The organism is Clostridium paridis (assembly GCF_016765615.1).
Classification (GTDB): domain Bacteria; phylum Bacillota; class Clostridia; order Clostridiales; family Clostridiaceae; genus Clostridium_T; species Clostridium_T paridis.
In genome coordinates this window covers 249,445-261,029 of record NZ_JAESWA010000023.1, presented here as the reverse complement: position 1 = coordinate 261,029, position 11,585 = coordinate 249,445, and the positions used below count along the sequence as shown (strand labels likewise).

General features: G+C 31.3%; 10 protein-coding genes and 1 other annotated feature. Of the genes, 1 reads left to right on the top strand and 9 read right to left on the bottom strand.

Features of this window, described 5'->3' with window-relative positions; all coding sequences use genetic code 11:
* Positions 1-128: 128 nt before the first annotated feature.
* Positions 129-183: a sequence feature (sodium ion sensor (DUF1646 type); this cis-regulatory element may regulate processes involved in with the transportation of sodium ions), on the bottom strand.
* 65 nt (positions 184-248) lie between these two features.
* The 9 genes from dnaJ to gpr all read right to left on the bottom strand — a co-directional run bounded on the left by dnaJ (position 249) and on the right by gpr (position 11,123).
* Positions 249-1,403, bottom strand: a complete 1,155-nt coding sequence (dnaJ, locus tag JK634_RS14360) for a molecular chaperone DnaJ (protein WP_202768364.1) — start codon at positions 1,401-1,403, stop codon at positions 249-251.
* Positions 1,404-1,491: 88 nt separating this feature from the next.
* Positions 1,492-3,345 (bottom strand): molecular chaperone DnaK, encoded by a 1,854-nt coding sequence (gene dnaK, locus JK634_RS14355; RefSeq protein WP_202768363.1) that lies wholly within the window; start codon positions 3,343-3,345, stop codon positions 1,492-1,494.
* Between the two features lie 33 nt (positions 3,346-3,378).
* Positions 3,379-3,999, bottom strand: a complete 621-nt coding sequence (gene grpE / locus JK634_RS14350; RefSeq protein ID WP_202768362.1) for a nucleotide exchange factor GrpE — start codon at positions 3,997-3,999, stop codon at positions 3,379-3,381.
* 10 nt (positions 4,000-4,009) lie between these two features.
* Positions 4,010-5,041 (bottom strand): heat-inducible transcriptional repressor HrcA, encoded by a 1,032-nt coding sequence (hrcA, locus tag JK634_RS14345; RefSeq protein ID WP_202768361.1) that lies wholly within the window; start codon positions 5,039-5,041, stop codon positions 4,010-4,012.
* Positions 5,042-5,276: 235 nt separating this feature from the next.
* Entirely contained in the window at positions 5,277-6,407 is a 1,131-nt protein-coding gene (hemW, locus tag JK634_RS14340; RefSeq protein WP_202768360.1) for a radical SAM family heme chaperone HemW, read from the bottom strand.
* Positions 6,408-6,497: 90 nt separating this feature from the next.
* Positions 6,498-8,303, bottom strand: a complete 1,806-nt coding sequence (gene lepA / locus JK634_RS14335) for a translation elongation factor 4 (RefSeq protein ID WP_202768759.1) — start codon at positions 8,301-8,303, stop codon at positions 6,498-6,500.
* A gap of 302 nt (positions 8,304-8,605) precedes the next feature.
* Positions 8,606-8,944, bottom strand: coding sequence for a hypothetical protein (locus tag JK634_RS14330; protein WP_202768359.1), 339 nt, complete (start codon positions 8,942-8,944; stop codon positions 8,606-8,608).
* Positions 8,945-9,010: 66 nt separating this feature from the next.
* A complete protein-coding gene (locus JK634_RS14325; RefSeq protein ID WP_202768358.1) occupies positions 9,011-10,072 on the bottom strand; it encodes a stage II sporulation protein P in 1,062 nt (353 codons plus the stop codon).
* Between the two features lie 76 nt (positions 10,073-10,148).
* The gene (gpr, locus tag JK634_RS14320; protein WP_202768357.1) at positions 10,149-11,123 is read right to left on the bottom strand and encodes a GPR endopeptidase; all 975 of its coding nucleotides are present in this window, start codon (positions 11,121-11,123) and stop codon (positions 10,149-10,151) included.
* A 189-nt stretch (positions 11,124-11,312) separates the two neighbouring features.
* On the opposite strand from gpr, the gene rpsT reads away from it, so the two are divergent.
* Positions 11,313-11,576 carry a 30S ribosomal protein S20 gene (gene rpsT, locus JK634_RS14315; protein ID WP_202768356.1) on the top strand — a complete coding sequence of 88 codons (264 nt, stop codon included), beginning with the start codon at positions 11,313-11,315 and terminating at the stop codon, positions 11,574-11,576.
* Positions 11,577-11,585: the final 9 nt, after the last annotated feature.

Genomic DNA, 11,585 nt, shown 5'->3' with positions numbered 1-11,585 from the left:
GTTGGCGAACCTGCAATAATTTTATCAAATGAGGTTTCTTTTTTTCTACTCATAGCTATAAGCTTTTTTGAACCACAGGTATAACCTGTGGTATTCGTTACACAAAAAAAGTGGGAAACTCAAAATTGAGTTTCCCACCCCAGAAACAAATTGCTTGTAAACAAATATAAAATTTGTCCAACCGAATTTAGCTATATTCTTTTCGAATCCTATTCTATCATAAATTGAAAGTCTATTCAATATTTAAACTATTCTCCGAAAATTTTATCCATGAAACTCTTTTTGCCTTTACCGTCTTTATGCTTTTCGTTGCTATTTGTATGAGTTTCACCTGATGCTTCCATAAATAATCTTAAGGCTTCTTTTTGTTGTTCATTTAAGTTCTTAGGGATATCAACTATTACTTTTACATATTGATCTCCTCTAACTGTAGAATTAACCCTATGAACACCTTTGTTCTTAAGTCTAAATAAAGTTCCTGATTGAGTTCCAGCAGGTACAGTATATTTAACTTCACCATCAACTGTAGGCACCTTAATTTCAACACCTAACGCAGCTGCTGCCATGGATATATGTTCATCAATATATAAATCAAAGCCTTTTCTAGTATATACCTTAGATGGTGCAACTACAATTTTTATATATAAATCTCCTGGAGGACCTCCGTTTACACCATGCTCACCTTGTCCCCTTAGCGGTATTACATTATTTGTATCTACACCTGCTGGTATATTAACTTTAATTTTTCTATTTTTTCTAACTCTTCCTTTTCCTTTACAATCTGGACAAGGAGTATCAACCGTCTTACCAGTTCCTCCGCATACATCACAAGCTGAAGTACTTACGAAACTTCCTAAAGGAGTTCTTCTCTCAACTCTAATTTGTCCTGATCCATTACATCTAGTACAAGTCTTTGGTGATGTACCAGGTTTCGCTCCAGACCCATGGCAAGTATCACAATTTTCTGTTCTTGTTACTGATATTTCTTTTTCAACTCCAAAAATAGCTTCTTCAAATGTTAAGTGAAGAGTATACTCCATATCATTTCCTTCTCTTGGAGCATTTCTTCTTCCACCAGCATTACCGCTGAATCCTCCACCAAAGAAACTTTCAAATATATCTCCAAAACCTCCCATTTCAGAGAAGTCAAATCCACCAAATCCGCCTTGCCCAAAGCCTGCACCATCAGCAGTACCAAATTGATCATATTGAGCTTTCTTTTGAGGGTCACTTAATACCTGATAAGCTTCATTTATTTCCTTAAATTTTTCTTCTGCTTCTGCATTTCCTTGGTTCTTATCAGGGTGATATTTAATTGCAAGTTTTCTAAAGGCCTTTTTTATTTCATCATCCGAGGCACCTTTTTGAATTTCAAGCACCTCATAATAGTCCTTTGAAGCCATATATTCACCACCTATTAACTTAGTTAAAGGGAAGAGAGCCTCCCTTCCCTATCAAACTATTATATGCTATTTGTTAGCTTAGTTTCAACTATTTATCTTCATCTACTTTAAAATCAGCATCTACTACATTATCATCTTTTGGTCCTTGAGAACCTGCTCCTGGATTTCCACCCATGTTGTTTGGATCAAATCCTTGACCTTCTGGGTTTGCTGCTTGGTAAATCTTAGATGAAACTGCGTAGAATTCTTGAGTTAATTCATCAGTAGCCTTTTTAATTGCTTCTAAATCATCCCCATCTTTAATTTTCTTAACCTCTTCTAATTTAGCTTCTATCTTACTCTTATCTTCTGCTGAAACTTTATCTCCTAAATCAGTTAGAGTCTTTTCAGTTTGATATACTACTTGATCTGCATTATTCTTTATTTCTATAGCTTCTTTTCTCTTCTTATCTTCTTCAGCAAATCTTTCTGCTTCTTTTACTGCCTTATCTATTTCATCATCAGAAAGGTTAGTTGAAGCAGTTATTGTAATATTAGCTTCTTTACCAGTTCCTTTATCTTGTGCTGATACTTTAACTATACCATTAGCATCTATATCAAATGTAACTTCGATTTGTGGAATTCCTCTTGGTGCTGGCGCAATTCCTGATAGAGTAAATCTACCTAAAGTTTTGTTGTCAGCAGCCATTTGTCTTTCCCCTTGGACTACATGGATTTCAACACTTGTTTGACCATCTGCTGCAGTTGAGAAAATTTGACTCTTCTTAGCTGGTATTGTTGTATTTCTTTCAATTAATGGTGTAGCTATTCCACCCATTGTTTCAATTCCTAGAGTTAATGGAGTTACATCTAGCAATAATACATCCTTAACATCTCCAGTTAAAACTCCACCTTGAATTGCAGCCCCTACAGCAACACATTCATCTGGGTTAACTCCTTTTGAAGGTTCTTTTCCAGTAAATTCTTTAACTGCATCTTGAACTGCTGGTATTCTAGTTGATCCACCAACTAATAATACTTTATCAATATCTCCTATAGATAATCCAGCATCATTTAATGCTTTTCTCATAGGTTCAATAGTTCTTTGTACTAAATCATGAGTTAATTCATTGAATTTTGCTCTAGTTAATGTTAAATCTATGTGCTTTGGACCTGTTGCATCAGCTGTTATAAATGGTAAATTGATTATTGTTTGAGTTGAAGATGATAATTCAATCTTAGCTTTTTCTGCTGCTTCTTTTAATCTTTGAAGTGCCATCTTATCATTCTTTAAATCTATTCCATTTTCAGCTTTAAATGTATCTGCTATATAATCTATAACTTTTTGGTCGAAATCATCTCCACCTAAACGAGTATCTCCATTAGTCGCCTTAACTTCAAAAACTCCATCTCCTAGTTCAAGTATTGATACGTCGAATGTACCACCACCTAAGTCATATACAAATATTCTTTGGTTAGTATCCATTTTATCCATACCATATGCTAAAGCTGCAGCTGTTGGTTCGTTTATAATTCTTAACACTTCTAATCCAGCTATTCTTCCTGCATCTTTAGTTGCTTGTCTTTGAGAATCATTAAAGTACGCTGGTACTGTTATAACTGCTTGAGTTACAGTTTCACCTAAATAACTTTCAGCATCAGCTTTGATCTTTTGAAGAACCATTGCTGATATTTCTTGTGGCGAATGATCTTTTCCATCTATGTTTACCTTGTGGTTTGTTCCCATGTGTCTTTTTATTGAAATTATAGTTTTATCAGGATTTGTGATTGCCTGTCTTTTAGCAACTTGACCTACTAATCTTTCTCCATTAGCTTGAAATGAAACAACTGATGGAGTAGTTCTAGCACCTTCAGCATTAGCTATAACTACTGGATCTCCTCCTTCCATAACAGCTACACAAGAGTTTGTAGTTCCTAAATCAATTCCTATTACTTTTCCCATAATAATATCCTCCTATTTATCAATTAAATTTTGCTAGTTTACAACTTTAACCATTGAATATCTAATTACTTTATCAGCTTTCTTATAACCTTTTAAGAAAACTTCTGCTATTTTGTTTGGGCCAAAATCTTCATTTTGTTCATGCATAACTGCTTGATGAAGGTTTGGATCAAAATCTCCTGAGGAATCTATTTCTTCTACACCAAGTTTTTCTAGTGCTCCATTAAATCCTCTTTGAGTCATTTCTATTCCTTTTTTTAGATCTTCAATAGATCCATCTACTGCTAAAGCTCTTTCTAGGTTATCTAAAACTGGAAGAATTTCTTTAATTACATCAGTAGTTGCATCAGTATAGATACCTTCTTTTTCTTTTTGAGTTCTTTTTCTGAAGTTTTCATATTCTGCAGTTATTCTTAGTAGTCTATCTTTCAATGCTTCAATTTCATTATTCAATTTAGTGTTTTCATCACTTAATTTTGAGTTTTTCTCTTTTAAAATCTCTTCGATTGACAAAACTTCTTCAAATTCTTTATCTTCTGAAACTTCAGCTTCTTCTAAAGTTTCATCTAAGTTTGCGTTTTCCTCTACTTCCAAGTTTTCATTTTCAAATTCTTCAGTTGTATTCTCCTTTTTTGTCAAGAAATCACACCTCATCTCTCTAGTATTATTTTAAACTTTGCTTATTAAACAAAGTATTTAGCTCTTTCATTACCTCAGCCATAATAGATATTACCTTTGAGTAATCTATTCTCCTTGGCCCGATAAGTCCTATAGTACCTAGCGGTCTTTCTCCCAAAGTATATTCTGCAGTAATGACACTACAGTCTTTAGCTTGTGGTAAGAAGTTTTCATCACCAATCTTTATTGAAATACCTTTGTCTGTGGTAATAAGTTCATTAACGTATTCCTTATTATACAAAAGTTCTAGTATTTCTTTAGCTCTTTCTATATCGTTATATTCAGAGTAATTAAATATATTGGTTGTACCTTCCATAAAAACCTCCGAAGAGTTAGAGGATTTAAGGGTTTCATAAAGCAAAGAGAGCATTCCATTTAGAATCTCATCAAAGCCTTTTAACTCTAACGTTAACCTATTAATTACTTCAAGATTGATTTCTTCAATTGTTAAATTAACAAGCCTCTCATTTAATATATTATTTATTTTATTTAAAACTTCTGGGCTTAAACTTCTGCTTACTCTAAGCAAACCATTCTTTACAACTCCATTGTCTGTTACAATTATGCAAAGAACATTAAAATCATCTATCTTAACAAGCTGAGCTGATTTCATATAGCTCTTTTTAACCGAAGGAGCTTTTACAACACAAGTTAATCTAGTAAGTTCTGATAATAATGTTGAAGTTTGTTTTAACACCTTATCAACTTCAAATAAAGCCATATCAATAATATATTTTTTTATCATTAACTCTTCTTCTGTGCTTAAAGTTTTATATTCCATAAGCTTATCAACATAAAGTCTGTAGCCTTTGCTTGAGGGAACTCTTCCTGCAGACGCATGAGGTTGCTCTAAATATCCCATCTCCTCTAAATCTGCCATCTCATTTCTTATAGTTGCAGAACTTATTCCTAAGTCATATTTCTTTGATAGTGTTCTTGAACCTACTGGTTCAGCTGTTTTCACGTAATCATTAATTATAGCTTGTAGAATTCTTATCTTTCTATCATCTATTGCCATAGTTTCACCTCTTTTTGTTAGCACTCACTATAATCGAGTGCTAATGACTACGATTTAAATATATTATTTCTAAGTTTTTTTGTCAATTAACAGATAGTATAATAATGTTTGCTTTTTTATTGTTTTTGGAGAAAAACTATTATTTACTCTAAATTGCTCCATAAATCTCTATATTACTATAATTTTCAAAAATATTTACATATTTGTGATAAATTCAAAGATACCAAATACTCTGTTACTTATCTAAAATAAAGTCTTTCATAACATAATTACTAAGTTCTATGCCTTTTTTACTTAAATATATCTTTCCTTTTTCTCGTACTAATAAACCCTGATTTATGTGAAAATTTATAACTTTTTCATAAATACTATCTAATTCTTTATTAAATTTTCTCTTAAATATAGATTCATCAATTCCTTCTTTTTTTCTTAAACCTAAAAACATAAATTCTTCAATTAAGTCTTCTTCCTTCAAATTTATAATTTCAACCTTGGCGCTTTTATTACTGTTAATAGCTTCTATATATTCCTTTATATCTTCTGTGTTTTTTATTCGTTTCCCATCTATTAATGAAGCTGAAGAAGATCCACAACCTAAATATTTCTCTAGCTCCCAATATACCTTGTTATGTCTGCATTCTTTGTCCTTCTTCGAAAAGTTTGAGATTTCATATTGTAAATATCCTTTTTTATTTAAGTAATCCACACAATACTCATACATTTCTCTTTCCTCATCCTCTGATGGTAACTTTAGTTTGTCCTCTTCCCATAACTTGTAAAAAACTGTTCCTTCCTCGATTATGAGTGAATAGGCTGAAATATGCTCTGGATTTAGCTCTGTTATTTCACCCAAAGTGTTTTTAAAATCTTCTACTGATTGATTTGGCAGACCAAACATTGTATCAACATTTATATTATTAAATCCCATTTCTCTTGCTAAAGAATAATTACTTTTGAACTCCTCAAAGCTATGAATCCTTCCTATTTCTTTAAGAATACTATTTTTAGTACTTTGTAACCCTAAACTTAGTCTATTAACTCCATAACGTTTCATGATATCTAATTTTTCTTTTGTTAGGCTTCCTGGATTACATTCCATTGTAAACTCTAAATTCCTATTTAAGGACAATTTGTTTATTTCATTAAGAAGCTTCTCTAAATTATCTTCATCTAAATAACTTGGAGTTCCACCTCCAATAAACACTGTATTATAACTATACTTTGATGCTTCTCTAGCTATTTCTTTGCACAATGCATTTATATATTCCTCCATCAATGCATCTTTTCCACTATAAGATGGAAAATCACAATACATGCACTTTTGTTTACAGAAAGGAATATGTATATATAAAGAAATGTTTTTCATTATAATTGCCTCCTAATTATAATTAAAACTCAGAAGGAACATAGGATTTTAAATATACTTGTAAAATCCTTATCCATCTGAGTTTTATATTTAATCTACTTTTAAAACAGCCATGAATGCTTCTTGAGGTACTTCTACCGAACCTACCTGTCTCATTCTCTTCTTTCCTTCTTTTTGTTTCTCTAGAAGTTTCTTCTTTCTTGAAATATCTCCACCATAACATTTAGCTAATACATCTTTTCTCATTGCTTTTACTGTTTCTCTAGCTATTACTTTAGCTCCAACAGTAGCTTGAATAGGTATTTCAAAAAGCTGTCTTGGTATAATTTCTTTTAATTTTTCTGCAATTGCTCTTCCTCTGCTATATGCTCTTTCTTTAGGAACAATCATTGAAAGTGCATCCACTGAATCACCATTTAATAGAATATCTAATTTTACTAATTCAGTTCTTACGTATCCTTTTAATTCATAATCTAAGGACGCATATCCCTTTGTTCTTGATTTAAGGGTATCAAAGAAATCATAAACAATCTCATTTAGAGGAATATCATAATGTATAACAACTCTTGTTGCTTCTAGATATTCCATATCAATAAAGTTACCTCTTTTTTCTTGACATAATTCCATAACTGCACCTGTATAATCTGTTGGCGAAATTATTGAAGCCTTTACCATAGGTTCTTCCATATAATCTATCTCAGTCATTGGAGGTAAATTAGTTGGGTTTGTTAATTCTATAAGAGTTCCATCTGTTTTATAAACCTTGTATATAACTGATGGTGCTGTAGTTATGATATCTAAATTAAATTCTCTCTCAATTCTTTCTTGTATTATCTCCATATGTAATAATCCAAGGAATCCACATCTAAATCCAAATCCTAAGGCAATTGATGTTTCCGGTTCAAAGTTCAGAGCAGCATCATTAATTTGAAGTTTTTCTAAAGCTTCCTTAAGTTCTTCATATTTAGCTCCATCAACTGGATATATTCCTGAGAATACCATAGGTACTGCTGGCTTATATCCTTTTAATGCTTCAGAGGTTTCTCTACCCTTTTCGGTAATAGTATCACCAACTCTAGCATCTCTTACATTTTTTATAGATGCAGTAATGTATCCAACATCTCCTGCACTTAATTGATTTATTGGTAAAAAGTTAGGCGTGAAAACTCCTACTTCTGTTACTTCGTATACTTTATTTGTTGCCATTAGTTTAATTTGAGTTCCTGGCTTAACCACTCCATCTCTAACTCTAACATAGCAAACTACACCCTTATAACTATCATAATATGAGTCAAAAATTAATGCCTTTAATGGTGCTTCTTCATCTCCCTGTGGATATGGAACCTTTTCAATAACAGCTTCTAGAACATCTTTAATATTTAATCCTGTTTTAGCTGAAATTAAAGGTGCATCATGTGCTTCAATTCCAATTATATCTTCAATTTCTTGCTTTATCTCATCCGGTCTAGCACTTGGAAGATCTATTTTGTTTATAACTGGTACTATTTCTAAATCGTTATCTAAGGCAAGATAACAATTGGCTAATGTTTGCGCCTGAATCCCCTGTGTTGCATCAACAACTAGAATCGCACCCTCACATGCAGCCAAACTTCTTGAAACCTCGTAGTTAAAATCTACATGACCTGGTGTATCTATAAGATTTAATATATATTCTTCTCCATTATCCCTTCTATAAATTAATCTTGCAGCTTGAGATTTAATTGTAATCCCTCTTTCTCTCTCAAGTTCCATGTTATCTAAAACTTGCTCTTCCATTTCTCTTTGAGTAAGGGTTCCAGTCTCTTCCAACAACCTATCTGCAAGAGTTGACTTACCATGATCTATATGTGCTACTATTGAAAAATTTCTTATATGTTTTCTTCTTTCACTCTGCATATTAAATCCATTCTTATAAATTATTGATAACCAATAGTTTATGCTTGTTATCTTTAAGGTTATAAGAACAGCACTCACCCCCGTGTAAAATAATCAGATAAATTATAACACAAGTATCCTTCATCATGTCAACTAATTATAGGGTTTTAAGTTCAACTATTAACTTATTCATGTCTAAAATGTCCAGAAGCCGACATTTTCAAACAAGTATAAGTTAAGTTTCCTATAAAAAACCCTATACAGATATTTAGGTAATTTCATCTGCTTTTTTATATTGCTCAACTTTGAAAATAACATAACAATTATTTAAATATATTTTTTATATCCTCATAAGCTCCATCAATATTGCTTTTAATTGAGTTTACAAAGTTAAAGTTTCCCTTTAGTTTATACTCTTGGCCATTTATCTCTAAAATATATTTTCCACCATCAACCTGATGTATCTTAAGTATAGCTTTATCAAGAATAAAATTAGAAAATTCTTTTCCAAAGTCATCTTTAATGTTATCGAAATTTACTCCTTGAAGATTATTATTTTTTTCACTAAATGCTTTAGTATTTATAATGTTTATTTTAATAATCCCCAAAAATATAGTAATTAATATAATTATTAATGGCAATATTATACGTAACTTTTTCAAAAAAGCACCCCCTAGATTTTATTGTATATATCTATAAGGATGCTCATTTTTTATATTTTTATACCTTTATTTCCCATTTATGTCTTCTGCTAATAATCTAGCTATATACTTTGCTGTATTTTGTGCCTCAACATTTGAATTACAATTTGCCCCTACTTCTATAAGAATTGCATTTGGACTCTGATTTTGGTTAAAAGAATCTTTTCCTCTTCTATATTCATCAATTCCTCTACTTAACCCTGGAAAGATATTTCTTGATAGTGTATTTAACTTATCAGTTAATGCTTTATTTTTGGGATAATATTGATTGTTTTGAGCTAAAACAAACATTATTCTTGCAACACTTTCACCATTTATAGTTGCAGTTACTGGTGTTTTATTTTCCATAGCGTCTCTATGCAAATCAATAATGATTTTAAAGCTATTATATTTTTTTAAATATTTGCTTAAGGTCTCCCCTGATCTTTTATAACTATCATCATAGGATAATGAATGAATGGTAGTATCGTGTATTGTTGCAATGCCATAGTTTTCTTCAAGTTCTTTTGTTAATGCATTCCCAACTCCTACAACACTCATATTAGGATCATTGCTTTCAGCAGTTGCTGGTGAATATGACTCCATAGTATGTGAGTGATAGATAAGTACTTCTGGCTTATCTATATTAAGTGTCTTTTTAAGCTTTGGGTCATAGGCCTTTGATACTATATTAGTGCCTTCTTTAGGCATTTCTTCAGGTGTATACTTAATTATACTCTTATCATTAAGTTCAAAAGGGTCTAGTGTAGCTATAGTATTTTCATCATATTCCATATTATTAGGCAATTCCTTAAAGTAAGGAATTTCATTTTTTACTACTGTAAAGAAATTAATATCTTCTATACCTAAGATACTTGCTAAATAATTTTGTAAGGTTAAGTTCCCATTATCCTTACTTGGTAAATCCAATGAATTTAAATACGGCATTCCCTTATTTAACATATCAATATACAAATTAGAATTATGAAATTGCTTTGATACTATAATGTAAGTACTCCTTAAAGCAAATATTGCGATTAATAATGTAATAATAATTTTTTTTACATTAAACTTAACACCTCTGCTTCTGGCTAATCTATCTTGTAGCAAAATAAATTCCCCCTCTCTCTTTATAATTTATATGGGGGAATTTACATAATTATTATTAAATTTTCTTATTATATTTTTAATTCATAAATTTATTTATATCATCCATATCTAATTGAGGTTGTAATGCCATATTAATACCATCTGCAATTATTTTAGATACAGAGTCTATTACCACATCTACCTCTTTTGGTGTAACCATTAAATCTCCTATGTAAGGATTTAAAACTTCCTTAATCATTTTACTTTTTTCTCTTTTATCAATATTCTTTAGCATTTTATAAAAATCTCCGCCTTTTTCAGCAGATTGTATCATCTCATCTAACACCAAGTCTATAGTGTCATTTGCAATTGTAGCCGCATCTACCACCGTTGGAACTCCTATTGCTATAACTGGTATCCCTAAATTTTCTTTATTAATCTGCATCCTATGGTTTCCTACTCCAGCTCCAGGTGATATTCCAGTATCTCCAATTTGAATAGTTCTATTAACACGCTCTAATCTTCTAGAAGCTAAGGCATCAATACATATTACAATTGTAGGTTTGATTTTATCCACAATTGATTTTATTATCTCCCCTGTTTCTATTCCTGTTGTTCCAAGAACTCCTGGTGCTAAAGCACAAACAGAAGTAACAGAATCATCAATTGAATCTGGCATTACTGATTTAAGATGTCTTGTTATCATTATTTTTTCTGTTACCTTAGGACCTAAGGAATCAGGCGTAACATTCCAGTTCCCAAGACCTACAACTAATGCGGTAGCATTTTCTTTTATCTTAATTATATCTTTTAAACTATCAGCTAAGGTATTCGATACTCTCTCCATTATTTCTCCATCATAGTGAGTATATTCTGGAACTTCTATAGTTATATAGTTTCCCTTTGGTTTTCCCATTTTAATAGCACCATCTTCATTGACCACTTCTACACTTGTAACTTTTATATCATCCTTATTTTCTTCTTTTACTATTACTCCATCAATTTCGCCTTTATGCTGCTTTTTATATAATTCTCTAGCCTCTATTGCTAAATCAGTTCTTACGTTATACATAAAATATGCCTCCTTTTCTGATATGTCTCTAGTTTTCCCACAGAGTTGACATATTATTTTATTTAATAAAAAAATTTCACTTGAATTAAAAAATATTCAATGTTATAATATGGTTTGTTGAATGTGAACTCGAAAGCAGATTTCCCCAAAACTGCGGAGGCCCTAAAAAATTGAAGGGGGTGAAAAGGAATGGCAAATATTAAATCAGCTAAAAAGAGAATTAAGGTTATAGAAACTAAAACTCTTAGAAATAAGATGTTAAAATCAGCACTTAAAACTGCTATAAAGAAGTTTGAAGTTGCTGTAGATGCAAAGAATGCTGAAGACGCTAAGGTTGCTTTTGCTGGAGCTGTTAGATCTTTAGATATGGCTACTTCAAAAGGAATTGTTCATAAGAACATGGCTGCAAGAAAAAAATCAAGATTAGCTGCAAAGTTAAAGACTTTAGCTTAATTTTATAAA

Excerpts from the sequence above, each read along its gene's own strand:
- dnaJ (WP_202768364.1), bottom strand. The coding sequence starts at position 1,403 with ATGGCTTCAAAGGACTATTATGAGGTGCTTGAAATTCAAAAAGGTGCC.
- dnaK (WP_202768363.1), bottom strand. The coding sequence starts at position 3,345 with ATGGGAAAAGTAATAGGAATTGATTTAGGAACTACAAACTCTTGTGTA.
- grpE (WP_202768362.1), bottom strand. The coding sequence starts at position 3,999 with ATGAGGTGTGATTTCTTGACAAAAAAGGAGAATACAACTGAAGAATTT.
- hrcA (WP_202768361.1), bottom strand. The coding sequence starts at position 5,041 with ATGGCAATAGATGATAGAAAGATAAGAATTCTACAAGCTATAATTAAT.
- hemW (WP_202768360.1), bottom strand. The coding sequence starts at position 6,407 with ATGAAAAACATTTCTTTATATATACATATTCCTTTCTGTAAACAAAAG.
- lepA (WP_202768759.1), bottom strand. The coding sequence starts at position 8,303 with ATGCAGAGTGAAAGAAGAAAACATATAAGAAATTTTTCAATAGTAGCA.
- gpr (WP_202768357.1), bottom strand. The coding sequence starts at position 11,123 with ATGTATAACGTAAGAACTGATTTAGCAATAGAGGCTAGAGAATTATAT.
- rpsT (WP_202768356.1), top strand. The coding sequence starts at position 11,313 with ATGGCAAATATTAAATCAGCTAAAAAGAGAATTAAGGTTATAGAAACT.